This is a genomic window from Rhodococcus sp. HM1, from assembly GCF_023218075.1.
Taxonomy (GTDB): domain Bacteria; phylum Actinomycetota; class Actinomycetes; order Mycobacteriales; family Mycobacteriaceae; genus Rhodococcus.
In genome coordinates this window covers 20,677-46,420 of the sequence record NZ_JALPTB010000051.1, presented here as the reverse complement: position 1 = coordinate 46,420, position 25,744 = coordinate 20,677, and the positions used below count along the sequence as shown (strand labels likewise).

The 25,744-nt window shown below is 65.7% G+C and carries 26 protein-coding genes; 18 read left to right on the top strand and 8 right to left on the bottom strand.

Features of this window, described 5'->3' with window-relative positions; genetic code table 11:
* Positions 1-381: 381 nt before the first annotated feature.
* The 10 genes from M1M07_RS23010 to M1M07_RS22970 all read left to right on the top strand — a co-directional run bounded on the left by M1M07_RS23010 (position 382) and on the right by M1M07_RS22970 (position 9,872).
* A complete protein-coding gene (locus tag M1M07_RS23010; RefSeq protein WP_248675650.1) occupies positions 382-612 on the top strand; it encodes a hypothetical protein in 231 nt (76 codons plus the stop codon).
* Between the two features lie 151 nt (positions 613-763).
* Complete coding sequence (locus M1M07_RS23005; protein ID WP_248675649.1) at positions 764-2,236, top strand: ParB N-terminal domain-containing protein; 1,473 nt, start codon at positions 764-766, stop codon at positions 2,234-2,236.
* Between the two features lie 249 nt (positions 2,237-2,485).
* A complete protein-coding gene (locus tag M1M07_RS23000) occupies positions 2,486-2,758 on the top strand; it encodes a hypothetical protein (RefSeq protein WP_248675648.1) in 273 nt (90 codons plus the stop codon).
* Entirely contained in the window at positions 2,755-3,312 is a 558-nt protein-coding gene (locus tag M1M07_RS22995) for a DnaB-like helicase N-terminal domain-containing protein (RefSeq protein WP_248675647.1), read from the top strand. The genes M1M07_RS23000 and M1M07_RS22995 overlap by 4 nt, the downstream gene beginning before the upstream one ends.
* A gap of 72 nt (positions 3,313-3,384) precedes the next feature.
* Positions 3,385-3,615 (top strand): hypothetical protein, encoded by a 231-nt coding sequence (locus M1M07_RS22990; protein WP_248675646.1) that lies wholly within the window; start codon positions 3,385-3,387, stop codon positions 3,613-3,615.
* On the top strand, positions 3,612-5,624 hold the full coding sequence (locus M1M07_RS22985) for a Fic family protein (protein WP_248675645.1): 2,013 nt from the start codon (positions 3,612-3,614) through the stop codon (positions 5,622-5,624). The genes M1M07_RS22990 and M1M07_RS22985 overlap by 4 nt, the downstream gene beginning before the upstream one ends.
* 262 nt (positions 5,625-5,886) lie before the next feature.
* Positions 5,887-6,102 (top strand): hypothetical protein, encoded by a 216-nt coding sequence (locus tag M1M07_RS22980; RefSeq protein WP_248675644.1) that lies wholly within the window; start codon positions 5,887-5,889, stop codon positions 6,100-6,102.
* A gap of 1,888 nt (positions 6,103-7,990) precedes the next feature.
* On the top strand, positions 7,991-8,113 hold the full coding sequence (locus M1M07_RS32850) for a hypothetical protein (RefSeq protein WP_282582253.1): 123 nt from the start codon (positions 7,991-7,993) through the stop codon (positions 8,111-8,113).
* A 518-nt stretch (positions 8,114-8,631) separates the two neighbouring features.
* Positions 8,632-9,474 (top strand): hypothetical protein, encoded by an 843-nt coding sequence (locus tag M1M07_RS22975; protein ID WP_248675643.1) that lies wholly within the window; start codon positions 8,632-8,634, stop codon positions 9,472-9,474.
* Positions 9,475-9,692: 218 nt separating this feature from the next.
* Positions 9,693-9,872, top strand: a complete 180-nt coding sequence (locus tag M1M07_RS22970; protein ID WP_248675642.1) for a hypothetical protein — start codon at positions 9,693-9,695, stop codon at positions 9,870-9,872.
* Positions 9,873-10,326: 454 nt separating this feature from the next.
* Here M1M07_RS22970 and M1M07_RS22965 read toward each other — a convergent pair whose 3' ends face one another.
* The 3 genes from M1M07_RS22965 to M1M07_RS22955 all read right to left on the bottom strand — a co-directional run bounded on the left by M1M07_RS22965 (position 10,327) and on the right by M1M07_RS22955 (position 12,265).
* Positions 10,327-11,328, bottom strand: coding sequence for a hypothetical protein (locus M1M07_RS22965; protein WP_248675641.1), 1,002 nt, complete (start codon positions 11,326-11,328; stop codon positions 10,327-10,329).
* A gap of 253 nt (positions 11,329-11,581) precedes the next feature.
* Complete coding sequence (locus M1M07_RS22960) at positions 11,582-11,818, bottom strand: hypothetical protein (RefSeq protein ID WP_248675640.1); 237 nt, start codon at positions 11,816-11,818, stop codon at positions 11,582-11,584.
* A gap of 198 nt (positions 11,819-12,016) precedes the next feature.
* Positions 12,017-12,265, bottom strand: a complete 249-nt coding sequence (locus tag M1M07_RS22955; protein ID WP_248675639.1) for a hypothetical protein — start codon at positions 12,263-12,265, stop codon at positions 12,017-12,019.
* A gap of 27 nt (positions 12,266-12,292) precedes the next feature.
* On the opposite strand from M1M07_RS22955, the gene M1M07_RS22950 reads away from it, so the two are divergent.
* A complete protein-coding gene (locus tag M1M07_RS22950) occupies positions 12,293-12,637 on the top strand; it encodes a SurA N-terminal domain-containing protein (protein WP_248675638.1) in 345 nt (114 codons plus the stop codon).
* A gap of 49 nt (positions 12,638-12,686) precedes the next feature.
* On the opposite strand, the gene M1M07_RS22945 is transcribed toward M1M07_RS22950, so the two are convergent.
* Positions 12,687-13,769 (bottom strand): DUF4238 domain-containing protein, encoded by a 1,083-nt coding sequence (locus tag M1M07_RS22945; protein WP_248675637.1) that lies wholly within the window; start codon positions 13,767-13,769, stop codon positions 12,687-12,689.
* Positions 13,770-13,934: 165 nt separating this feature from the next.
* On the opposite strand from M1M07_RS22945, the gene M1M07_RS22940 reads away from it, so the two are divergent.
* Positions 13,935-18,884: a DEAD/DEAH box helicase gene (locus M1M07_RS22940; RefSeq protein ID WP_248675636.1), complete on the top strand. Its 4,950-nt coding sequence runs from the start codon at positions 13,935-13,937 to the stop codon at positions 18,882-18,884.
* Positions 18,881-19,870, top strand: coding sequence for a hypothetical protein (locus M1M07_RS22935; RefSeq protein ID WP_248675635.1), 990 nt, complete (start codon positions 18,881-18,883; stop codon positions 19,868-19,870). The genes M1M07_RS22940 and M1M07_RS22935 overlap by 4 nt, the downstream gene beginning before the upstream one ends.
* Positions 19,871-20,087: 217 nt before the next feature.
* Here the strand turns inward: M1M07_RS22935 and M1M07_RS22930 are convergent, their stop codons facing one another.
* The 3 genes from M1M07_RS22930 to M1M07_RS22920 all read right to left on the bottom strand — a co-directional run bounded on the left by M1M07_RS22930 (position 20,088) and on the right by M1M07_RS22920 (position 22,142).
* Positions 20,088-20,594, bottom strand: a complete 507-nt coding sequence (locus M1M07_RS22930; protein ID WP_248675634.1) for a hypothetical protein — start codon at positions 20,592-20,594, stop codon at positions 20,088-20,090.
* A gap of 138 nt (positions 20,595-20,732) precedes the next feature.
* The gene (locus M1M07_RS22925) at positions 20,733-21,455 is read right to left on the bottom strand and encodes a YfbU family protein (RefSeq protein WP_248675633.1); all 723 of its coding nucleotides are present in this window, start codon (positions 21,453-21,455) and stop codon (positions 20,733-20,735) included.
* A 516-nt stretch (positions 21,456-21,971) separates the two neighbouring features.
* Positions 21,972-22,142, bottom strand: coding sequence for a hypothetical protein (locus M1M07_RS22920; RefSeq protein ID WP_248675632.1), 171 nt, complete (start codon positions 22,140-22,142; stop codon positions 21,972-21,974).
* 330 nt (positions 22,143-22,472) lie between these two features.
* Between M1M07_RS22920 and M1M07_RS22915 the strand changes: the two genes are divergently transcribed.
* Positions 22,473-23,396: a barstar family protein gene (locus M1M07_RS22915; protein WP_248675631.1), complete on the top strand. Its 924-nt coding sequence runs from the start codon at positions 22,473-22,475 to the stop codon at positions 23,394-23,396.
* A gap of 38 nt (positions 23,397-23,434) precedes the next feature.
* Positions 23,435-23,848 (top strand): hypothetical protein, encoded by a 414-nt coding sequence (locus M1M07_RS22910; RefSeq protein ID WP_248675630.1) that lies wholly within the window; start codon positions 23,435-23,437, stop codon positions 23,846-23,848.
* Positions 23,849-23,931: 83 nt separating this feature from the next.
* On the opposite strand, the gene M1M07_RS22905 is transcribed toward M1M07_RS22910, so the two are convergent.
* Entirely contained in the window at positions 23,932-24,246 is a 315-nt protein-coding gene (locus tag M1M07_RS22905; protein ID WP_248675629.1) for a hypothetical protein, read from the bottom strand.
* A 78-nt stretch (positions 24,247-24,324) separates the two neighbouring features.
* On the opposite strand from M1M07_RS22905, the gene M1M07_RS22900 reads away from it, so the two are divergent.
* From M1M07_RS22900 to M1M07_RS22890, 3 genes are all read left to right on the top strand, one after another.
* Entirely contained in the window at positions 24,325-24,549 is a 225-nt protein-coding gene (locus M1M07_RS22900) for a cold shock domain-containing protein (protein WP_248675628.1), read from the top strand.
* Between the two features lie 6 nt (positions 24,550-24,555).
* Positions 24,556-25,323 (top strand): hypothetical protein, encoded by a 768-nt coding sequence (locus M1M07_RS22895; RefSeq protein ID WP_248675627.1) that lies wholly within the window; start codon positions 24,556-24,558, stop codon positions 25,321-25,323.
* Positions 25,324-25,396: 73 nt separating this feature from the next.
* On the top strand, positions 25,397-25,732 hold the full coding sequence (locus M1M07_RS22890) for a hypothetical protein (RefSeq protein ID WP_248675626.1): 336 nt from the start codon (positions 25,397-25,399) through the stop codon (positions 25,730-25,732).
* The last annotated feature ends 12 nt before the right edge of the window (positions 25,733-25,744 follow it).

The window sequence follows — 25,744 nt, the reverse complement described above, 5'->3', positions numbered from 1 at the left end:
ACCACCACCACCGCCACCGCACCCCGAGACACCCACAAAACCACAGGTCAGAGCCCGAAAACGTGTGACCACCATCACCATAAAAGAACCATAAAAGAACCAATAAAACATCGAAAAATAATCAAAACGTATGTAATTTTGACGCGTGAACAACAACGCGAACGACCACCAGTCCACCGCTCTCCAACTCGACGTCTACCGAACCAACCGCGACGGCGACTGCACCCACGGTGGCATCAGCGCCGCCGCCGACACCCTTCTTCTGGTGGGTCTCATCGACGAGCGCTGCACCCGCACCGGACGCGTCGAACCCCTGCCCGCCGGATGCGCCCCCATGGAGCGCGCACCTGTGTTGGCGGGAGGGAGGAGGTCGGCCCCACCGTGGCCCTCAGGATTCGGTGCCACGGATTCATCGAAGGCAGCTACGCCGCCCTGGTCGGAGTCGAATGGAACGCCGAGCTCGGCCGGTACGAGCTCGGCCAAGCGGGTCGGGTGGTGATGTTCGGAGGCAACTACGCCGGAACCTCGGACTCGAGATTCAGCGAGCTGTCCGAGCAGTATCTAGGCCACCGGTCCGCGATCCTGCCCATCCACGACCGCATAGAGCGCTGACACCACGGCCCCGCCTCCGGCGGGGTCGACGTCTTCCGGAAGCAAAACCGCAGTTCAGAGACTGAGGCGTGTGATTCTCGTCACCGAGAAGTCATCAAAAAGAACTCAAATAAACATCGAAAAAACATCAAAACAGATGTAAACTTGAGTCGTGAACAACAACGGAAGCGCCGCCGAATTCGTCACCGTCAACCCTGCCGACCTGCTCGCCGACTCCAACATCCGCCACGACCTGCGCCTGACCAATGCCTTCCGCGAATCCATTGCCGAACAAGGGGTCCTGACCCCCATCACCCTCTGCCGCACCGCCGACGGAGCCCTGCGCGTGCTGACCGGACACCGCCGCACCGCCGCCGCACTCGAGGCCGGCCTGACCCAGATCCCCGCCCTCATCGTCGGCGACGAACGCGACGGCGCCGAGGCCACCGTCGATCGGCTCGTGACCCAGTGGAGCGAGAACGAACACCGTGCCGCCATCACCAACGGTGAGCGCCTGGCCCTGTTCGAGACCCTGGCCGACCACGGGCTCGACTCCGCCAAGATCGCCCGCCGCACCAAAGCGCCCCGCACCGAGGTCGAGGCAGCACTGACCCTCCGCGAGACCGAGCAGCGCGACGCCGTGCACCGAGGAGAGCTGACCATCGAGCAGGCCGCAGCCATCGCCGAATTCAGCGACGACCCCGCCGCCGTCGGCCGCATCGAATGGGCCATCCGTGGCGGACGACTCGACCACGCCCTCGCCGCCGAACGGCTGCGCCGCACCGAACGCAACGCCGCACTCGCCCGAGCCGGGGCATACCTCGCCGAACACGGCATCGACGCCGTAGCCCTCGGGGCCGTCAACGAGCGAGTAGGGGAGGGGACCAGCCATCTGATCGAACGCGTCACCGACGAAGGAGGCAACGCCCCCACCGTCGAAGAGGTTGCCGCCGCCGGACACCTCGGTCTCTACATCTCCGTCCGCACCTCATTCTTCGACAGCGAGACCGGCGACGAGATCGAGGAAGAGGACATCGTGGACGAGCTGCCCGAGGGTGACGCCCGCGAGGGCTGGATGATCCCCCGTGAGAACGTCGTCGAGGACACCGAGACCGCGCTGTACTGGCACGTCATCGGCTGCGAAGAAACCCCCTGGCGCACCTGGTGGGAACACCGCGCCCGCCCCACCCTGGCCGAACAGGACGCCGAGGAACGCGCCGCCCAGCGCCGCGAGGTGATCGAGAACAACCGCGAATGGCGAGCCGCGACCGAAGTCCGCCGCCAGTGGATCGACCAGCAGACCACCCGCAAGACCGCCCCCAAGGGCACCGCCTCATTCGTGGCAACCGTGCTGATGAAGTGGCCGCAGATCCCCTCCGCCTACCACGCCCGCACCCTCGCCGAGCAAATGCTTCCCACGTCCGACACCCTGGCCAAGCTCGCCACCGCGACCGACTCCCGCGCCTTGGTCCTGCTTCGCGCCCACATCCTGACCGCCCTCGAGTCTCAGGTCGGGGCCGAGCACTGGCGCAAGCCTTCCGACCTGTCGCAGTTCTACCTGCGCGCCATAGAAGCCCAGGGCTACACCCTCGCCGACATCGAGCGTCGCGCAGCCGCACTCGCACCCGTGGCTGCCGAGCAGTAACCCCCTCCCGGTGGGGCGGCCGCACCGGTCGCCCCACCGGGACCCCAGCCCCCGGCGCGCATGGCCGCCGACCGGGGCATCGAGCCCCGGTCGACGACTCCGGCGCGCCATCACCTAGTCATCGAACATGAATCAAAAAAGAATCAAAAAAACATAGAAAAAACATCGGAAAGTCTTCACAAAATATGTCTATCAAGCAACAATGGACCAGCACCTGGGAAAATCCCGCCAATCCGAAGGAGCGCCGCCATGATCGTCTGGACCGCCACGCTGACCGCTCCCACCGTCACGCACTCCGATTCCGGCTGCGCCTTCACACACTCCACCGCCGCATCCGACGCCGCCGAGGCAGCGCGCACGCTCGCGCTCGCCTACGGTGCGCCCGCCGGTAGCGAAGTCACCATCACCATCGACGGTCGCACCGTCACCCGTGCCACCATCGCCACCTCGCCCATCGGCCACCCCGACCCGACCCCGGTACTCGACGCCGCCGACGATCTCGACGAACGGATCAGCGCATGACCCTCACCGACCAGGCCGACCTCGACCGCTACATCAGCGCCGCCGAGTTCGCGCCCCAGGATGCCGACACGGAAACCCTGCTGTTGTGTGCGTTGCTGTTCGCCGGCCGGGATGCCGCCGCCGACATCGTGGACCTGCTCACCACCGCCGACTTCCAGCAGTCGCTCCACGCCGAACTGTTCGACGCCATCGCAGCCCTGGTGACCACCGGCCAGCCCCACGACGCGGCAATGGTCCTGGCCCACCTCGAGCGCCACGGCCAACTCGCCGGACACCACGGCCGCCGCCTGGCCTACGCCTTGACCACCGCCACCACCGCACGAGCCGACCCCATCGCCGCCCCTTACTACGCCCACGCCGTCATCAGCGCCGCATACCGCCGCAGCTTCCGCACTGCCGGAGCCGCCATCACCGAGGCCGCGGAAAACCTGCCCGAACACGAACTGTTCGAGTACATGGTCACCATCGGCTGCGCCCAACGTGCCGCCACCCGCCGACTCGAGCACGTTCGCGCCCGCGTCGGCACCGCGCCTACCGTCGGAGCCATCAAGTAGACATACCGGTGGGGGAGAGGAGCGGCAGTCGCGCCTGCCTCACGCACCGACCGACACCACAAGGGGGACACCATGACAGAGAACGACAACACCACCGAGCGACAGTCGCTACGGGAACGGCTCGCCCCATTCGGCGAGGAGGTGGTGCGCGAGACCGTCGCACAACACATCCGCGCCGCCTGCGCGATGGCAGGGGAGTTCGGGGGTGAAGATCCCCGAGCAATCATCGACGAGCTCGAAGATGGTCTGACCCGCGAGGACATCCTCAACGCACACCGTCGCGTGGAACGGCCCGCGGAGTGACCACAGCATCGTCTTCGCTCGAGGGCTACATTCCCGGAACCGATACGCGAGTGAACCTGCTCGGCATCACCGACGCGCAGGAACTCGCCGCAGTCGAGAAACGACTGTTCGCCGAAGCGATGTGGCAGTTCGCCGGCATCCCCACCCCGGACACGTTCACCGGAGAGTTCCTGCGAGAGATACATCATCGAGGGTTCGATGGTCTGTACTCATGGGCTGGCCAGTACAAGACCGTCCCCACCACGCAGGGCAACCTTCCGATCACGCACTCGAGCCCCGAGGACACCGCCGCCGACGTCGAGGAACTGTTCGCCGACCTCGCCGCCGAGAACAACCTGATCGGACTCGACCACCACACCTTCGTCACCCGCCTTGCCGACTATTGGGCACGCATGACGGAGATCCACCCCTTCCCGGACGGAAATTCTCGTAGCCAGTACGAACTGTTCCGGCGCATCGCAGATAACGCCGGATGGCAAATCGACACAGCCCGTGTCGATCTCGCCGCTTTGTCCGCGGCCCGCTACATCACCGCCGAGACCGGAGACCCCCGCCTGCTCGCCGATGTCCTCGCCCCCGCCGTCGTACCGAACGCGGGATACGTACCCGAACGGCCCGCGCCCGGACGCCCCGTCCTGTCCCTGGTCAGCCACCTGGCGATGATGCGCGACTACGACCGCGACCGCAGCGGCCCCTACACCGCTGGGGAGACATTCCGCCAGGTTCCCCGCGAACGAGTCCTACGCGGAGCCGAACTCGACAGCGCGCACGCCCTGGTCCGTCTCGGTCTGGCACTGGCCGAGCGCGCCGACTACGGCCCCGAACACGATGCCGCCGTGCGCCGAATCCTCGAGGGCACCTCGACCCTCGCCGCCGAGCGCACCGCCGCCGCACTGCCCGCGCCGAACGACCGCTACAAGGATCTGTTCGACCCCACCGCGGACAAACGGACCATTTCCTACGACACCGGAGCCCCGGTCAACGCGTTCGACGAACGCGACCCCGCCCGGCTACGCCGCCTCATCACCTGGGAGCTGGCCCTGCGAACCGCCGACTATCTCGCCCACCGCGAGGTCACCGGCGACGGCAGCGAACTACACGCGAGCGTCATCCACCGCGAGCTGCACACCGACTTCATGCCGATCATCAGCGACACCCCCGCCTACACCAGCCCGGTGATCGCTGGCCCCCTCGCGCACACCCTCGCCGACCCGCACCGGCTCGGCCGCCACATCGCCGCCATCCAGGAGGAAACCGAAGGCGTCCAGTCGGTCGCGGTCCTGCTCATGGCCGACCAGCTCGCCCACAGTAGCCCTGACCGCGCAATCGACTGGCGCGTCATCGACCCCGAAGCGCTCCGCGCCGCCAACCACGCAGCGAACTACCACGACGATCCACCCGAGGACGCCGAGGCCGACCTGCCGCTCGAGGCCGCAATCCGGACCGCCGGCCGAGAAGCCTTCGCCGCCGAACTCGAGCGGGCCTTCACCACAGAACTCCCCAGCACACCAACGGGATTAGGCACCGCTGACGCCTCGCAACGGTACGACAGGCACTGGGATGTACTGACCTATCGCAGCTATGCCCTGCTGGAAAACTCCCCGGACCGCAACGAGATCTACGAGCCACTGACCACCCCCACCCTGGCGCCAGAGGAACCCATCGAGGTCGAGCACGACGAAGAGCTTTCCCTCGAGCTCGCACACGAGAAGTTCCAGCGCGACACCACATCGGTGATCGACCAGATGAACGCCGATCGCTGGGCCGAGCCGACCGCGGACATCGACGCCCCCGAACCGGAGAAGCAGACGCACATCGACCACGAACCGCAGAACGAACTCTCTCCCGAGACCGAGGCAGGGAAGCAGCTGAGCCAACACCCCACAGCGGAGGAAACGCACAAGCCGCCGCAGGTACACCACACACCGCCGCAACCGAACGGCCGACCCCCTGCCACGCACGACCATCAGCCACCCATACACGGCCCGCACCTAGGGCCGGAACTGTAAGGAGCGTCGCTAGCGCGCCGCCGAACCCCATGGGCTACCGCCGGGGGAGCGGCGTCGTGCACCAAATCCTCCCGCTCGGGTAGGTAGCGAATACCGGGGCGTGCGGAAACGAAGGAAAAACCGAACTTGCAGGCGGGATCGCCGATCAGCGATGCCGCGGTGACTGAGGCCGCATGGATCCGGTCCGGCAACCGCACGACCGAATGACGTGCGGGCCGCGCTGTCTCACCGATAGAACCATCAAACCGTCGAAAGGCATGTCATGACGACTGACCCGATCACCGTGCACACCGACTTCGGATCGATCACGATCGGAAACGAGTTGCCCGACACGGTGACTCTCGCCGTGGACGACCGGATCGGTGCGCAGCGCGCACTCGTGCTGCAGATCGACGAGGCGTACCAGGTGATCGACGCCGTGCAGCAGGCGATCCGCTGTGCGCTCACCAATCCATCCCCGCCATGCCCGGCCGAGTGACGCCGGTATGCAGGAGCGTCGTCGGTGTCGCTCCGGCACCCGGAGAGGCGGGGGCCGGAACGACACCGGTACCGCGGCGGTACGGGGCAGCGCGGTCACGACCATCGAACCCCCGGTCGCGGCGGCCCCACATGTGGCGGCACTGCGATCACCGCCCCACAGATGCACTGGAAGGTTCGGTGACCCTTCGCGCCTGCCGACGCCGCGGCCGCGGGACAGTCACACGGCGACCATCCCACCAAGACCCGGTTCGGCCCGAGCCGGTGACCGGCCGGACAGACCTTCGGTGACCGCTCGAACATCCTCACCACCGCATTCTCTCACGAAGTCGAACGCATGTTCGAGCATGTTGCTGGTGCGGTAGGCCGGTGGAACACGAGAACACCGTGTTCGGGAAGCGTCGTCCTGCCGCACTGGCGTGAGCCACAGACGCCTACCTGGATCCCGACCACCGTTCAGGTAATCCCTCGGACGCCCACCCCCCGCCGGGCTCGCCCCGGTGCCCCGGGCCGGGCCCGCTCACGCGTGTGATGTCGGGGGCGGTGGTCACGTTGTGCTCCGTTCTCGGCGTGCGCGCATCTCGGTACAGACGGCGAGGAGCTAGTGATGAGCGACGACAACATCAACCCCCGCGGCGACTTCGACGACTTCGGCAAGCACGATGGGCGCCGTCCCACGCCAGGGAATGGTTGGCCCTAGCGACAGCTGTCATCACGGCAAACCCCGGAACTCGTCAATGGCCTCACCAGGCTGATTGAGGCATGGAACCGCTGGTACTGACCGCGCAGGCCTTCCGTGTGGGGCGCTCGGAGCGCTGCGTTTCATCGGCGACGTCCCGGCTGTGTTCGGGCGACTCCTCATCGCGCTCCAGTTGGCTGACCGAACACGTCGCCGCGCTCGACTATCCTGTGATCAGCTTCGCCGCAGGTGCAGGAGGTCCTGCTTCCAATCCCGCGCGGGCGTGAGCGGCCCTCATGATCATGGCCCCTCCGAAACGTCGCAAAACGCGACGTGGGGGTCAGGTGATTGGAGGTTGACCCATGGCCCCTGTGCCGAAGCCGGTACCCCCGACGGGGGATCCACAACTGAATAAAATCATGGCAATCATCGCCAACGCGATCGTCCTCTGCGACGGGATCGTTGCGATCTGCATCATGACAAACGGCAACGTCGCCCTAGCCGCTGGGGCTAAGACGACGTCCGTGGTCCTTCAGGTGATCATGAACCTTGTCCGGGGTCGGATCTCCTAAGGGCTCTCTCCACTCAGGTGGTCTTGGTGTTGGCGCACTGAGACCACCTGTTTGGCTCTCTGGACTATCTCTCAAGCTTCGTACGTAGTGTCAAACACTTCACGTGTCAGAGCTCTGTACTTCAGCATTGCTAGATCTGGTCCGCAACCAAACTATAGCGCTACTGGCTCTTCGCTCATCTAGAAGCTCATCTAGAAGTTCATCTAGAAGTTCATCCAGAAGCTCAGATACTCAGATGCATCAGAGATGCGTTCGTCCTGTTCGCGCTTGTCTTTGGCTTAAGACGAAGTCTTGCACTCGACACTGACAAGGTTCTTGGGGAAGTTCTCACGGTTCTAGCCGTACTTCGGATCAGCTTCTCATCTGCTGCTAGGTGCCGGGGATGTAGGTGGTGGGGCACGCGAGAGACTACGGGCGCACTGGACTTGGACCCGCACCGGACACACCTCGAACAGACCGCCAACGAGAATTTCGAGTTCGACCGGCAAGAGGGGCGCGTACACGGGGGGCTCGGGTTCCGCGGACAACCTACCCCCGGATGCGGGGTCTTCGAGCAACAGAAAGAAGCCGTTCATTGCGGAAAGGACCGCACCAGCCATGAAGCGCCCCCCGACGCCGACCCGTCCACTCCGCACGAGGTGGACTTCCAGCACATCCCCACCGGCGGATTCTTCGCCGAATGCACCCAGCCGAACCGCTCCGGCTACACCGCCGCCGACGCCCGCACCTACGCCGTCCGCATCTATCCGACCTGTACGTAGACGCGGGCAGGGCGCAGAGGCCACCGCCCCCCGAACCCCGATGTGACCACTGGTCCACCGAGTCCGCGCCGAGAACGGCCACAAGCCCCCCCACGTGGATCCGACCACCGTTCAGGTAACCCCCTCGGACCCCCGCCCCGCCGGGCTCGTCCCGATGCCCCAGGGGCGGGGGCCGCTCACACGTTTGATGCCGGGCCCCGATGTGAGGAACGAGCCTTCCGGACGGGGGCCGCACCCCCGCCGGGCTTACCGGCGGGCGACCAACCGCAGGCCTGGAATCGCCCGTCCGCATCGCCCCCGGTCACCGCGGTTCCGACGACCAGGCCACCGCCTCCGGCCCTGAAGACCCCAGCGCCGTCGCTCCCCCGCCAGCCGGCTTGGGTCGACGGGCGGATCTCCCGGCGGTCATGGGCCGTGCCTCGTTGTAACGTTCGTAACGTACGTATCATGATACGTACGTTACGAAACATGTTACGATGCGGGGAAACGCAGCAGAATCGGGTCGGGAGGGCGGGGTCATGACCGAGGCGGCCAAAGGGGGACGGCGGCGCGAGTACGCCACGGACGCCGACCGGGTGCGGGCGTGGCGGCAGCGGCAGAAGGATAAGGCCCGCGCCCTGCAGCAACAGGACGCGTTGCCGACCGATCCGGCCGAGGCGATCACCACGCTCGCCGACGCGGTTCCGCTGCTGCGCCGTGAAACGCAGGCGGTGCTCGAGACGTTGACGTCGGTCGCGTCCTCGATCACCGCCGCGACCGATCTACTCGCCGACCCGGCGGCGATCGATGCGCATCTGCGGCGGGTACGGGCCGATGCCGACAAGGTCCGCGCCGACGCCGCCGCCGAGATCGCGGCGCTGCGTGAACAACTCGATCTCGCCCGCGAGGAACGCGCCGACGCCGATGCGGCCGCGGCCGCCTCCGAGACCGAGGCCACCGAGGCACTCGCCCGGCTCACCGCGGTCAGATCCGAGCACGCCGCGGCGGAGGCCCGCTGGCAGCACCAGCTCAAGCAGGCCGCCGAGACACATCGGGAGCAGATCGCCGCCCTCGAGAACCGGGTCGAGGTCCTCACCGGGCAGGTCGAGGAACTGCGGGAACGGCTGACCCGGGTGCAGGCCGAGAAGGACACCGCAGCCGAAGCGGCGGCCGAGAACGCCCGGCGGCTGGAAGCGGAGATCGCCGCGGCCCGCAGCGCGGCGGCCGCCGAACGGGACCGCGCCGAGACGGTGCGCGCCGACCTCGAGGCCGCTCGCACCGAGGCCGCGACCGCGCAGGCCCAGGCCGACGCCGCCCGGGAACGCGCCGAGGAACTCCGTGCCGAACTGCGGGAACTGCGCACGCGTCCGTCCGGTACGTGACCGAACCCCGGAGGAAGTCCTGTTGGAGTCCAGCGGGCGTCCGAGGTCCGTGGCGGGGGCATTGTTTCCCTGCCGGGACGGAATGTGGCGATTCACCCTTCGGTCCCGGTGACGGTCCATCGGATCCGGACCACCGATGTCGTGCTGGGGCGGGAACTTTCGCGGTCGACGCCGCATCCAACGTTGTGACACCGGATGGAAGCAAAGGGAGACACGACATGAAGCGTTCGATCATCACGCGAGACCTGGTGGCTGCGGCGGCAGTGTGCACCTTCGGGATCGCCGGTGCCGGGCTGGCCCAGGCCGCGACCGGAGACTACTTCGCCAGCGGCTGGACCGAGTCCGGCATCGATCTCGGGGTCGAGGGCCAGGTCATCATGGTCCAGACCGGCAGGTAGTCCGGTCGCCTCACCGGCGGATGAAGCGCCTTGCCCCGAAGGCTGTGGTCTTCGGGGCAAGACACTTTCGCATTGGTGCTGCGGCCACACAGGGGGGTGGACGAGGGTGCGTGGGGAGATGCATCGTCACCGGATCGCGGCCGGCGAAAGTCGGGTGCCCCGGAGCGAACCGGGGGGAAGCTCCGGGGCAGGGGACCCACCCGATCCGGGGGGATATGGGTAGGGCACGCGAGAGACTACGGCAGCGCCGGACTCGGACCCGAATCGGGCACGCCGGATGCGGCCTTGTCGCGACGCCCGCCCACGCGGTGATTCTTGCTCATCGAGTTCACGGTCGTGATATACCGGCGATTCACGCAGATCAGATCCCCCGCACCTTGGCAGCTGCGTCGATGTCTTTCGGACACACAGCGGCGAGGGGACACCGACCGCACAGCGGTGTCCCGGAGCGACATCAGGTGCGACCGATCTGCCAGGCGGGAAGATCGATCTGTCCGGGCCGATCGGGGTGGGCGGTACGCGCGACCTCGACCATGTGGTCGAGCTCGTCGGCGTCCGCCAGCCCGGTCCGCAGGAACACTCGCCGCACGTGGACGTCGTACGCAATGTCCGAACCGTGCATGTCCGTGATCGGCACACCGAGATCGCGTTCGAGGATCTCGACGGCCATCGCCGCCTTCTTCTGCCCGATTCCCGGGAATGCCGTCAGCCTCCGGCGCAGCATCTTCGCGGCCGGAGTATCGGCCCAGATCCGCCCGGCGTCCCCGTCGTACCGGTCGGTGACGATCCGGGCGGCGGCCACGACCCAGGCCGGCATCTTCTCGACGAACCGATGCAGCTTCGGCGAGACGCCGATCGCCTGCCGCACCGCGATCGGGTCCTCGGCCATGCGAGCAGGGTCGAGGTGGCCCAGGCGCACACGAAGGTCATAGGGTGCCCGCCATGCCCGTTCGGCGGGAATGCCCTGATCGAACAGCACGCCGAGCAGGAAGGCGAACGGGTCGTCGAGGAGCAGCTGGTTCGCCGCCGGATCCGGGGTGAAACTCGGCGGACCGACCCGGTCGGCACCCTCGGCTCCGGATTGGGCGAAATCGAGCAGCGTGGACACCACCGCGGCACCCGATCCGGAGTCGCGGCCACGATCTCGTCGCGTCACCTCCGTCAGCGGTGGCGGAGTACTCGGATCACCGGCGAGGTGATCGGCGTGCCACAGGGCGCTCGCGAACGGTTCGGCCGCATCGTTCAGAGCCGACTGAATGCCGGCGAGGCTGTCGATCACCTCCATACGGGCCGCACGGTCCGCCTCACCCAGCTCGTCGTCGGAAAACTCGTCGTAGGCGGCAGCGAGATCGGAGAGAGCGCGACCGAGCGCGAACAATTCCTCGTGGGCCTGCCGCAGCGAGCGGGCGAGATCCTCCATCTTACCCGGCGCCCGGGACGTCTCGTGGGCGGTCATCGGGTCGACTCTTCTGTGCGGGTGAGCATCCGACGGCCGACGGCCTCGCCACGCTGCGCGATAGGGGAGCGCGGCGGCAGAACCATTGTGCGTTCGCTCCACTGCCGCTTGCGCCTTTGCCGATCGCCGCGTTCGAGGTCTCTCATCATGGGTGCCGCCCTTCGCCGGTTTCCCTCGCACCGTCGTCCCTCACCGTTGGACCCGGGTACGACGACTTCGAGAACGTTCCTGTCCTAGCCGGATCCGGATCCGGCTAGGAGCGGCTCACACAGTCCTGGCAGCGCGATAGTGCGGGGCGGCCCAGGACGGCGCCGGCGTTGGTCTCGAGTGGTTCCCCGTTGCCGATCCGGGCCCACGCCCGCGGAACCCCGCGGATCTCACCCCACTCGGACAGCTCGCTCTCGTCGTTGTGGCCACAGCCGGGCAGGTGCGCCATCCGCCGCGGGCTGACCAGAATCCGCCCCTGCTCGGTGGCCGCCGGGCCGGACACGGTCCGGGTGTGCTCACACTGGCCGATCACCAGGTCACATCGCTCGCAGCGCTCACCGTTCACATCGAGCACATCGGCGCCGCGAGGCGATTCGTTTCCGGGGGTAACAGCTGTTCCGATGGGGCACGGAGCAAGCCCCGCGACGACGCCCGCGATGCGCGGTGACGCGTTGCTTCTCTGCCGGGTCGGTGCCGATCGCTACGCTCCGAAGATCAACAACCCGACAGAGACGATCGGAGCGGTGCGGTGGAAATCGACGGCAAACAGGCGGCGGCCGCGGTGTTCCGCTTCCTCGGGAAACGCGCACCGCAGGGCCGCACTCGCACCCACCGCACCGAGTTCCCCGGTCAGCTCGACTTCAGCACCAACATCTCCCGTGGCTGCATCATCCACCACGATGCCGCACCGACCCGGGACGAGATTCACGCGATCGTCCAGCGGCATCATGCCGACAACGACACAGGTAAGGCGCTGATGGTGTTCACCACCACAGAACCCAGAATCGGCACCCGTGCGTTTCCCTGGGTGCCGATCTTTCATCTCGCACCGGACGGCACCGTCACACCCTGGAACCGGCGGGCGCGCATTCTCACGCCGCGTACCCCGCAGCAGCAGGCGCGTCGGCGCGTGATTGCTCAGGTGGTTTTCGGAGTGATTGCCGTTGCGCTCGTGCTGGTGGCGGTGTCGACCGTGCTGGGGGCGACCAGCGGGACCATCCGCACGGTGGGTATCGCGGTTCTGGTGGTGTGTGCGCTCGCGGTACTCGGCGTGGTCGGTTCGATCCTCGAAGCCACAGGATGGATCACCCGCCGCAAGTGAACAACCTCCGGTTCGCGACGCCCGGCAGATCGACCTGAGGCGTTGCAGATCAGGTGGTCCAGCGCTGGAGGGGCCACGACGGTGGGTCCCCGACGCCGCTCCACCGAGTCGGCGGGCTCATCGCTTCCCAGAAGGTGGCAGCCTGTGCCGGGTCGAACTCCAGCATCTGCGGGAGTGAGAGGTGAGCGCCGATGTCGCCACCAGGATGTTCGTACACGAACCGTAGACAGTGCGCCGCGATCTCGACGTTGACCGCATCGGCTTCAGCCGAGGTGAGAGCGAACGGCGCGGTCAAGACCTGATCGGCCGGGGTGCCGACGAGAAGACGATGGGGACCGATCGGATACAGCAGGAGCGGAGAATCGAACCGGGCGACACGGGTGCGGGGCCACCCGGGTGCCTGAACCGGAACGACCGGCTCGTCACAGGTGATCAGCGCGGTCTGCGAGCTCACCAGCCACCAGCGACGCCGGAAGGCGAACATCGGGACGATGTGGTTGCGCCAGACTTTGATGCTGTTGTCGATCGCCTTCGCGGTGGGATCGGAACTGAAGTCGGGACGAGCAAGGATCTGTTCGACGATCTCGGAATGTTGCTGTGGACTGTAGGGAATCCCGAGTGTTCGACAGATCAACGGAAGAGCCAGCCGATCGTCGATCACAGTCCGGGGGCCGAACCGCTGGATCGCGGCATCGAGGTCGAGTTCGAAGGCGCGACTGCGCGGCGTGCGCTGACTCTGCAACGCGATGAACACCGCCAGGTTGTGCAGCAGGTTCGGATCCTTCACGCGGCCGTCGGGGTGCCCATCGAGAGCACGCAACCATTCGGCGGCCTTGCCCTCGATACGACCCATGTGGGTTTCGAACCACAGGTCCGGATGCTCGTCGGGATCGATGTCTTCGCCTGCGATCCGATAGAAGAACTCCTCGTGGGCGATCGCCTCCGGGAGGTCGATATCGCCGCAGCCCGTCACGGTGTCGGTGAACCGCACCAGCTCGTGTTCGTCGCTCCAGCGCTTCAGATACATCTGGGGCACGAAGTGGTGCCGACGGGTGCGCTGGGCATTGCCGCGGGTGTGCTGTTTGGACCGTTCGATCTCGATGTCGGTGATCCACTTGCTGGTGACCTGCACGGTGCGCACCATAGCGCCGGCATCCGACACGAGAATGGGGGCCGGGCATTCTCGGCGGGCCGGGTCCGCGCCGTGACGGGGATGCTCGGTCGAGCCCCGGTAACGTCAACGCCCGAACAACAGCGGCCCGTGAGTGGGGCCGGGCGGAAGTGAAAGCAGGCAGTAGTGGCGACATCGGTGCACGAAGTGATCGACGCGTTCCGGAAGGCACCGTCCAATTCCGAACGAGGCACCCGCTTCGAGCAGCTGATGGTCCGCTACTTCCAGCTCGACCCGATGCTCGCCCAGCAGTACGAGCAGGTGTGGCGATGGACGGATTGGCCCGGCCGGGACGGCAAACCCGACACCGGCATCGACCTGGTCGCCGTGGCCCGCGACACCGGGGAGCACACCGCGATCCAGTGCAAGTTCTACGAACCGACCCACACCCTCGCCAAGGGCGACATCGACTCGTTCTTCACCGCCTCGGGCAAGAAGCCGTTCACCAACCGGGTGATCATCTCCACCACCGACCGGTGGTCCAAGCACGCCGAGGACGCCCTCGAGGACCAGTCGATCCCGGTGCAGCGGATCGGGCTGACCGAGATCGCCGAATCCCCGATCGCCTGGAACATCGAGGACTGGACCGACGGCGTGCCGCAGGTCCGGCTCACCGAAGCGGAGCGGCACGACCCGCGCCCGCACCAGGCCGAGGCGATCGAGAAGGTCTTCGCCGGGTTCGCCGCCGGCCACGACCGCGGCAAACTCGTCATGGCCTGCGGTACCGGCAAGACCTTCACCGCCTTGAAGATCGCCGAACGCACCGCCGCCGAGAACGGCGGCCACGCGAAGATCCTGTTCGCGGTCCCGTCGATCTCGCTGCTCTCGCAGACCCTGCGCGAGTGGACCGCCCAGACCCGCCTGGACCTGCGGGCGTTCGCGGTGTGCTCGGACCGCAAGGTCTCCCGCGCCGCCGAGGACATCGGTGCCCACGACGTCGCGATCCCCGTCACCACCGACGCGGAGACTCTGACCGCGGAGATGGCACACCGCAAGCGCGCCAAGGGCCTGACCGTGGTGTTCACCACCTACCAGTCGCTGCCCGTGGTCGCCGAGGCCCAGAAGAACGGCGTCGACGCGTTCGACCTGGTCATTTGCGACGAGGCGCACCGCACCACGGGTTTCACCGTCGCCGACGGCGACGACTCGAACTTCGTGCGGGTGCACGACGGCGACTACCTCAAGGCCGATCGGCGCCTGTACATGACCGCGACCCCGCGGATCTTCGACGACGCCGTCAAGGACAAGGCCGACGAGCACTCCGCCGAGCTGTTCTCGATGGACGACGAGACCCTGTTCGGTCCCGAATTCCACCGCCTCTCCTTCGGGGAAGCGGTCGGGCGGGGTCTGCTCACCGACTACAAGGTGATCGTGCTGACCGTCGACGAGGAGCTGATCGCCGCCCCGATGCAGGCCCAGCTCGCCGGCGATCACACCGAGCTGACCCTCGATGACGCCTCGAAGATCGTCGGCTGCTGGAACGGGCTGGCCAAACGCGCCGGCCGCACCCCCGACGGCACCGGCTTTGCCCCCGGCGAGCCGCCGATGCGGCGCGCCGTCGCGTTCGCCAAGGACATCGCCGCCTCCAAACAGGTCGCCGAGGTGTTCCCCACCGTCGTCGACGCCTACCTGGATCTGCTCGACGACCAGGAGAACGACGGCCGCACCGTCGACGACACCAACCGGGACCTGCGCTGCGTGGTCCACCACGTCGACGGCACCTTCAACGCCCTCGAACGCAACAAGGAACTGGCGTGGCTCAAAGCCCCCGTTCCCGAGGGCGAGTGCCGCATCCTGTCCAACGCACGCTGCCTCTCCGAGGGCGTGGACGTGCCGGCGCTGGATGCGGTGCTGTTCCTGCACCCGCGCAACAGCGTCGTCGACGTCGTCCAGTCCGTCGGTAGGGTGATGCGCCTGAACGAGGGTAAGGACTACGGCTACATCATCCTGCCCGTCGCCGTTCCCGCCGGGATCGCGCCGTCACAGGCGTTGTCGGACAATCGTCGGTTCAAGGTGGTCTGGCAGGTCCTCAACGCCCTACGCGCCCACGATGACCGGTTCAACGCGATGGTCAACTCAATCGTCCTCAACGCCAGTACCGCCGACGCGAAGATCGGTAAGGGCACCGACCGCCTCCTCGGCGGGCACATCGGCCCCACCGCCGACAGCGACGAATCGGTTTCCACCAGCACCGAGGGCGCGAGCGGTGGTAGCGGGACGGGCGACGTCGATCCCGGTAGCGGGGCGGACGGCGAGCAGATGGCCACGCAGATGGCGTTGTTTGCGCTGTCCGAATGGCAGGAGGCGATCTACGCCAAGATCGTCGACAAGGTCGGCACCCGAGCCTACTGGGAAGACTGGGCCACCGATGTCGCCGACATCGCCGCCGCCCAGATCACCCGCATCCGGGCTTTGCTCGCCGGCGCCGATCCGGCCGTGGCCACCGCGTTCGAGCAGTTCCTGCAAGGGCTGCGCGACAACCTCAACGACTCGATCACGGAGACCGACGCGATCAGCATGCTGTCCCAGCACCTGATCACCAAACCGGTCTTCGATGCGTTGTTCGCCGAACACGACTTCGCCTCCCACAACCCGGTCTCTCGGGTGATGCAGGCAATGGTCGACCGGCTCGGCGACTCCGGGCTGGAGGCCGAAACCGCGAAGCTCGAGGGCTTCTACGATTCGGTGCGGATCCGGGCCGCCGAGGTCACCACCGCCGACGGCAAGCAGAAGGTCATCGCCGAGCTGTACGAGAAGTTCTTCCGCATCGGCTTCAAGAAGCAGTCCGACGCCCTCGGCATCGTCTACACCCCCGTCGAGGTCGTCGACTTCATCCTCCGCGCCGCCGACCAGGCATCCCGAGACGCGTTCGGCCGCGGCCTGACCGACGAGGGTGTGCACATCCTCGACCCGTTCACCGGCACCGGAACCTTCCTGACCCGGCTGCTGCAATCCGGGCTCATCCGCCCCGAGGATCTGGCCCGCAAGTACGCAGGTGAGCTGCACGCCAACGAGATCATGCTGCTCGCCTATTACATCGCCGCGGTCAACATTGAAACCACTTACCACGCTCTGGCAAGCGACGAATCAGCCTCCGAGTACACGCCGTTCGAGGGCATCGTGCTCGCCGACACCTTCCAGATCACCGAGGGCGGGGACAGTCTCGATGCGGTGATGTTTCCGCAGAACAACGACCGCATCGTCCGTCAGAACAAGATCCCCATCAATGTGGTGATCGGCAACCCGCCCTACAGCGTGGGGCAGACCTCGGCGAACGACCTGAACGCGAACGTCTCCTACCCGACCCTTGACACGCGGATCGCCGACACCTACGCCAAACGGTCCACTGCGCAGCTGAAGAACAGCCTCTACGACTCCTACCTACGGGCCTTCCGATGGGCCACCGACCGCATCGGCGACGCCGGCATCGTCGCCTTCGTATCCAACGGTGGCTGGATCGACGGCAACACCGCTGACGGCATCCGCCTCTCCCTCGCCGACGAATATTCCCGCATCTACGTCTACAACCTGCGCGGAAACCAGCGCACCGCCGGCGAACTCTCCCGCAAGGAAGGCGGCAAGATCTTCGGATCCGGCAGCCGCAACACCGTCGCCATCTTTATCGGCGTGAAGAACCCCGCCCACACCGGTGACTGCGAGATCTACTACCGCGACATCGGCGACTACCTCAGCCGCGAAGACAAACTCCGCATCGTAGAGAAAAACACCCTGGCCAACATCGACTGGCAGGCCGTCACCTCCAACAGCCACGGCGACTGGGTGAACCAGCGCAACGACGAGTTCAAGATCTGGCCTGCGATCGGAGACAAGAAGGCGAGCCCTGGCCAGTGCACCGTGTTCAGCACCTATTCCGGTGGCCTGAAGACGAACCGCGATGCTTGGTGCTACAACTTCTCACGCACCGAGGTAGAAGCCAACATCGATCGTGCAGTCGAGTTTTACAACTCTGAGGTTGACCGCATCGACTCCGTACGGGCCTCGACAACTGTCCTTCCTCCTGTCGACGCACTGATCTCCACTGACCCCAAGTTGTTCAGTTGGGACCGAGTCAACAAGAGGCAAGTCGCTCAGGGCGTTCGGCTTGCGGTGCAGCAGTCAGGATTCCGCATCGGCAGCTACAGGCCATTCACCAAACAGCACGCCTACTTCGACGAGAAACAGCAACTCAACAACTGCACCTACCAGCTTCCGTCGATATTCCCGACATCAGATCACCCGAACATCGGAATCGTTCTGACGGGACCCGCATCGCACTTCGAGTTCACGCCGTTCATCACCGATCTACTTCCGAACCTCCATGTCCTGGATACCGGACAGTTTTTCCCGCGGTGGACCTACGTCAAGGCACAGCCCACAGATGGGGAGCTTGACTTCACGTCGTCGAGTGACACCCCTGATGTTGATGAGTACGGATTTCGGCGGGTCGACAACATCACCGACGGCATCCTCGCGCTCTACCGAGGAGCGGTTGGTGACCAGGTCACCAAGGACGACATCTTCTACTACGTCTACGGGCTCCTCCACGACCCTGCCTACCGCGAAAACTACGCCGCGGACTTGAAGAAGATGCTTCCGCACATCCCGACCCCGGTAACACAGGAGCGGTTCGAGCAACTCGCCGCCGTCGGCCGGCGCCTCGCGGACCTGCACGTGAACTACGAGACCGTCGAGCCCTACGACCTCGACGTGCAATTGAAGAAGGGCGCCGATCCGAACGATCGTGAGACGTGGCGGGTGTCGAAGCTCAAGTGGGGCAAGAAGAAGGATCTCGAGACGGGCAAGAATGTCGACGATCGCACCACCATCGTCTACAACCCGAAGGTCACAATCGCGGGCATTCCCGAGGAGGCCGATCGGTACATGCTCGGATCCCGGTCTGCGTTGGCGTGGATCCTCGACCGCTACCAGGTCAAAACCGACAAGGCATCGGGGATCGTCAATGACCCGAACGATTGGTGCGACGAGCACGACGACCCGACCTACATCGTCGACCTGATCAAACGCGTCACCACCGTTGCGGTCGAGACGATGAAGATTGTCGACTCGCTCGCATGAGTTCGTCGGCTTACCAGAGGCTCTCAGCCGACGACAGGAGGGACATGATGGCGGCTCGCAAAGGGCGTGCGCAAAAGAAAGAATCACAGGTTGAGCGGCTCGCTCGCAGCATCATCGAGCACAACTCGCCCGTGAGGCTGGAACCGCACGATGACGGTAGTGAGAACGGGATGGTCGACTACCAAGTCTTCGGCAAGTCCGAGAGCGCCCGCGAGTCCCATCTGCGTATCGGCGTCCTGGAGGTTGGGTCGATCACTAATTCCGACTTTCGGAGTTCCTACAACCAGTACACCAAGCGGTTCAAGGGGTTTGACACTTCCTCCCTCTCTGAGTGCTGGGCGGTGATGTGCGAATTTGGTGTGGTCTTCCGTGGCTTGGAGGGGCGCTTGATTCCGCTGCTCCGCAAGATGGAGGTACGGGGGCTGAAGTCTCTCGCCCGAGATAGACCTGACGCCGGCACGACAGAGCTTGAACAGGAGCTTGCTGCCATCGCAGGAGTCGTCCAAGTGCTGCAGATTCCTGCAGGACAGCGGACTACGCGAGTTGCTATCGATTTCATGTGGCACACCACGGGGGTCACGAATCCCGACAGCACGCTCGAGGTGGTTGAGGCGTTCCTGTCCAGCAACGAAAAGGATCCTGTCGGTATCCGTAGGAAAGTCATGTCCGATCCGGCGCTTCCCTATCATGGTGTGTGTCTTCACCTCGATGGCGCTCCGGAGTCCGTACCGAATTCGGGGTTCACTGAGTACCGGCAGTTCGCGACGCCACTCGAATGCGACGTGATGCCCACGAGACCGCCTAACCTGCCCCCTGGATTCACGGACTTGTGGCTCATCGGGAAGTTCAGGCGAGGGTGGCACTGGAACAGTGACTCGTGTTGGACTTTCGTCGTCGCTCCCAGCTCCGTCGGCAGGAGCGACCCTGATTCGCCGAGCGTGCGCAGTGGATCGATCGGGTCCGACTTGTCTGACTCAGTTCCTTGATGAGGGGAGATCGAGCAAGCGAGACGGGGCAAGTCCCCTGAGCGGTAGATGGTGGTACCGTTTGGGGTGCCCAAGGCAGTAGCCGAGGGAAGTGGTTCGTGTAGGAGGTCTCCGGAGCGTAAGTACCCCTAGGGCAGCTCCACTCAGTGGTTTCCAGCCTTGCGCGCCCATCGCACTTGAGAAGAACCCCATCCCACCGGTGGGGTTCTTCTCCTTGTCAGAGCGTGAACACCTCGATCCGGTGTGCGATCTTCGCTCTCATTTGGCCCCCGCGGCCCCAGGCCCATGCGTGGATATCGGGAAGCCACAGCAGTGGATCGCTCGGGGAAGCATGGTGGTAGACGAACGGTGCATCGGCGCCCACGGCGTCGCGGATCGTACGATTGTCCTCTCGATCCTGATTGCAGGATTCGATAAGGACCCGGCTCACCGAGAGCGTCGCCAAATCCCGAACAGCTGCCCCAAGGGTGAGATCGCGGGCGCTTCGTTCGGGCATCTTTCCTGACTTCACAACGTAGAGGCGACTGGCCGCGTCGAGCTTCGCTACCTCAGTGACCAGCTTCGGCGCCTCCTTCTTGCTGACAGACTTCATGTGAATCCGTGCGCTGCCTCGTGGACGCAGCGCTTCCACCTGCTTACGCAGGGCTGCGACATCTCCGCCGGCGACGGTGACAGCGCAAAGCATGTAGCCGTCACGCTTGGACTCGTCAATGAATGCATGCACAAGCGGGGATCTTGTCAGTGGAGGGTGCAAAAGTGAGTCCGGGCGCCGAACCAGGTAGTCGCTGCGTCGGCGACGACAGCTCCTGACCTGGTGGTTTCCGACCTACACTCGCAGTTGCGGATTCTGTGCAGATCCGCGTCATCGGAAGCTGACCTCCGCCAACTCGATAAGCTCTTCGAGGTCGAGACGGTAGGCATCGAGAGAATATCCCCGGCTCTTGGCGCGGGCGGTGATGATCGGCCGGTAGGTGTCCAGCAGAAGTCGGTAGAAGGGTAAACAGCGGTGATGAGAGTTGCCGTCGTCGCCGATCTCCTCCAGTCGGGGGCCGACTTCCGACCATCTCCTTCCGCGCACCAGGTACTGCACATATGACAGCAGTCGACCTTCTAGCTGGTCGCTGATGTCGAATCCCTGGAACCGCAGCCGGTCGATGCGTTCTTCGCCGAGGACGGCTCGATCAGCGGGGCTGAGCGCCTCGATGCTTGCGCTCAGGACGCGGAACATATCGAGCAAGTCCCAGACCAAAGCGCATTCGGTGCGGGTGAGTTCTGGACCGACCGCAGCGAACACGTCGCCGTACTCGCCGGCGTACCCTTCCTCGAGAGTTTCGCTTCGTCGTGCGTAGTAGTCGGCCTCATCCGGATCGAGAGCGGCCAGGATCCTCGACTGGTTCGCGAGCAGCAGCCGTTCGGTCATCGTCAGTGACTGAGGAACATCGCCGCGACGCATCTCCACGTCGCGACCGAGCAACTGATCGATCTGGTCCCGCAGCAATGCGCTGACGGTCGTGCCCTTGGATTGGGCCAACGCCTCAAGCTCTTCTCGAGTCTCGTCGCTGACGCGGAGCGTGAGGGTGGCCATCGGATCCTCCATGTAGTCTGAACTGCAGATAAGAATACAGTATGTATTGTTGTAATACTGAATTACATCTCGCGTGCGTGGCGCCTCTGGACGGTTGTGCTGTTTACCGATCCTCAAACAGGACAGAATTGAGAAGTGCTCGCGGGTTCCCACAGCGGTTCGGAGAGGATCCGGAAATCGAGCCCGCCCGAAGGTGTTCGTCTGTCCGTATCCAACTCCGGAGCTGTGGCAAGGCACGGTTCTCTGAACCGGACGTGCGTCTTTGACGGTGCGGGCTCGCCGGGCAGCAAATCTTCCCGAACTACCGGGACAGGCTAGGGAGAATAACCCGGTGGTGCTCAGGAATCGGCAAGGTGCGAGATCGCGTACGACGTGGCCGACAACGGTCTTCTGGATCCTCACGTTCTTGTTCGTCTACGCATTGCTCGGGCTCTTCGGCTGGTGGCTCTGGCTGGCGTACCTCGGTGCAGGATCCGCACTCACCTGTCTCTGGTGGACGCAACGCCGTCACAGTCGTTACGCGATCGTGTTCGGCTCGACCTGCACGGCGTCGGCAGTCGTGGCGCTGGCAATGATCGGGTGGGCACTGTGTGCGACGGTCTCGATCCCGGTCGACAGCGTCGGTCCCCGGACGGTGGTGTGCGGATCCGTCCTCAGTCCGGTGCCGGCCGACGAACTGACCGTCACGATCGGCGGGGTGGACGAGCCCGGGGCGCAGTCTCGTTCAATCCCGCAAGATGGGCTCGAGCGCAGGTGTTCGAACAGGCTCGACGATCGCAGCAGTCGGGCAGCAGGCCTGACCTTGATAGCTCTGTTTGTCGCCGTCCGTGCCGCCGGACACTTCGTTTCCCCGAGAAAACTCCCGACCGCTTGATGCTGCGCACGTCCGGTCCCAGAACACGGAGTTGTTTCGGCCCAAGTGCTGCGGCGTGCCCTGGCACTTCCCACCGCGCTTTCGCGGGTACCGGAGTTCGGTGACCGCCGCTGTCCCACGGCTCGGCCACATACGCTCGGGACATGGTGCGCAAAGCGGTATTCGACCCAACAGACAAGGACGCGTTCATCGAGCAACGACAACGCTTCGACTGGACGCTGCTGCAGAACGGCACCGTCTTCCGGTACGAGACTGCCTTTCATCTCGACAGCGCCTGCGATCGGCTGGCCGCACTCGGCTACCTCGTGCACCGGATCGACGGCCACGACTGGACCTCGACCGATGACATGTACGACGCGTTCGCCCGGGCGATGTCGTACGACCCCGACTACGGCCGCGGCCCGGATGCCTTCGTCGACACCCTCCGGGATGTCGCGGCCTTCACCTTCGGCAGTGACCCGTCGTCGACCGGCACGGTCCTGGCTGTTGCCGGGTTCGACACCGTGGTGCACCTGGACCGCTACATCGCCCACGTGACTCTCGATGGGTTCGCCTGCCAGGCCCGGCTCGCGGGCCTGTTCGGCCATCCGATGTTGTGCTTGGTCCAGTCGACCTGCCCGGATCTCGGGCCCGTCGGCGGTGTCGAGGTGTATCGGGAGAGCGTCTGGGAAGATCCGCCGCCGGATTCTTGGCCGATCCACGCCGGGGAGATCGTCGAGTTCCGGATCGAGACCCTCGGCAGGGACGCCGCCGCGTTCATCGAGGTGATCGAGTCGGTTCTGTTCGAGCTGCTCGGTGATCGGGTGCGGTGGCAGGTGCTTGCGCCTACGCCACTGGACGGTGCCGATACCACCGGTCGGGAAGCAGACGGCCGGCTCGAGTGCTGCGATGTGGTGGTGTCCTTCGGTGTCCGCGGCGAGGGCGACATCGGTGGTGTCGAAGACGCCCTCTACGCGGCCCTACGCACGGCGGGTATTCGAGCGGGAGCGATGTGGGACACCGGCTATTCCTTCGGTGCTGAGCGTGAGCGGATTTTCGCCAAGTACAGCGCACTGGGTCAATCGTGACGGTCATCGAGTGCTGTGCCGTGTGACAGGCTCGGTTCGTGAACAGCGATCAGTGGCCGGACGACTATCGCCCGCAGCCGAATGAAGGTCCCTTCACTCTCACCGTCGACGGTGAGGTCTTCACCCTGCGCATGCGCCCCGACGGAGGTGACGAGTGCACCTGGGAATCCGGGCCCAATGAGGGGTACGGCTTCGGTGGCGGCCCGGTACGAACGCTGGGCCACCCGGACGCGGAACCGTACCTGAAGACGATCGAGGAGCACCGGGAGTCGATCAGGAACTTCCTCGGCATGATTGACCCGGAGACCGGCTACATCGGTTGGTTCCCGGCGCGAGTGCCCGCCCTGGATCACGCGGCGCTGACCGGAGCCCTGGTGGAACGACCCGACGCGGTGGTCCCTGTCCACCCCGTTGCCGGTGGTGGACCTGATGGAGAAACACCTGTCCGCTGACCGAGGACGCAACGGAGCCGTTTGCGGCCAGCCGGGTATGAAGCCCGGGAGGACAAGCGTGGGCACCGTGGCAGTTGCCGGCATCATCGCGACGTCGCCGACCAGGACGGAGGCCACGAGTGTTGTGACGAGGAGCGCCCGGCTGTCGCCCGCGCCGTGCTGCGCTTGGGGACGAGGGCGGGAACCGTGCACAGCAGGGCCGGCAGCACCATCGCCGTGACGTACCCGGCTCCGCGCCGGTGGATCAGCGACTCGGTGCACGTGACCGGGTCGTACCCGGGGTCGACTTCACAGCTGGTGAATGCGGACTGGGGCCAGGAGGCCACGTACAACGCGATCACCGAGAACCCGCCCACCGCGAGTGCCGGAAACGACCACGCGACTCGGATGTTCCTCACGCCACGAGCGTGCCGGTGTCCTCGGGGGAGAACCGAGGCCGGCACGCTGAGCGCGGAAACCGTGGCATGGTCATCGTCATGGGACGGACAACGGGAACGGTGCGGGAATGGCACGGCGAGCTGGGGTGGGGAGTGCTCGATTCTCCCGACACCCCGGGCGGGTGCTGGGCACATTTCAGCCACATCGACGGCACCGGGTTCCGTGCCCTGACCTTGGGCGCGGCCGTCCAGTTCGACTGGGAACACGCGCAGCAGGACGGATATTCGTTCCGGGCCATCCGCATCCAACAGTTGGATGAGTGACCCGCGATGACCCCGAACGATGAGGGCCAGGAGCTGGTGTGGCAGGCCCCCGATGTCCTCGGCGATGTGTCTGCCGGTGACTGGGTCACGGCCGCGCTGACCTGCTTCGATTCCACCGTCGGGTCGCTGGTGCCGCCGATCTACCCGGCCTACACGCGGATCCTGCATCCGGCGATGCGCGTCGAGCGTGACTCCGGGGAGCAGGTGCCGGTGCGGTGGGCCGAGGTCGCGGCCGCGACCGGCGGGGTGATCCATCCGACCGTCGAATGGTTCTCCCTGCTGCACGCCGGGACCAGCCGCGGTGCCGGGGACGGTGCGGGCACCGTGTGGGACGAGGCACCCGAGATCGGGGACATGCCCGAAGACCAGTTCGCGGCGCTGGCCGCGGTGCTCACCGGGCACACCGCCACCCCGGACGACTGCTGGTTCGGGTTCTGGGACGGTCGCGGCGCCGGACAGAGTCTGGGACTGCCGAGATTCGGGCCGCGGCTGAGCATCCCCGGGCGCGAGAACCACCTGGTCCACGGCACCGTGCACGACGCGGTGCGCACCCTGGATTCGTGGGGGCCGAACCTGTGGTGGCCGCAGGACCGGGCGTGGTTCGTCGCCACCGACATCGATCTGATGTCGACCTACATCGGCTCATCGATCGACTGCGCCCACGAGCTGCGAGCCTGCCCCTGGCTCGAGGCCAGCGACACGGAAGCGACGAATCGCGTCACCTGGGACAGCGACCACCGCAACCCGCTACCGCCGAACCCGTACCAGCCGTGACGGAGGCCAGGCACCGACATCGAATGGCAGCCGTCGCGGACATGTGTCGGTGCCGGCGGGCATCCTCACAGTCATGAGGTCGCGACAGTACGAGTTCCTCGAGCACTACCCGTTCGCCGAGCTGCACCTGCTGGGCTGGCGCCTCAAAGAGCTGGCACCGCCGAAACGCCGTCCCGGCGCCGAGGATTTCATCCGCAGGGCCATGTTCGTCGACCCTCACGGCCGGGTGCTGGTCTTCGACGTCGACCGGCACGGGCAGATGCGTGATTTCGCCACCTACACCGCGGACGAGGAGTCGAGCTGGATCGCCGAGACCGCCGTCGCCGCCCTGCACCTGGCCGCCAGTGACCCCGACGCCGGGGCGGGCGAGCTGGCCCGGATCGATCAGGTCACGCAGATCCACTTCTGATCCGGGTTCGTG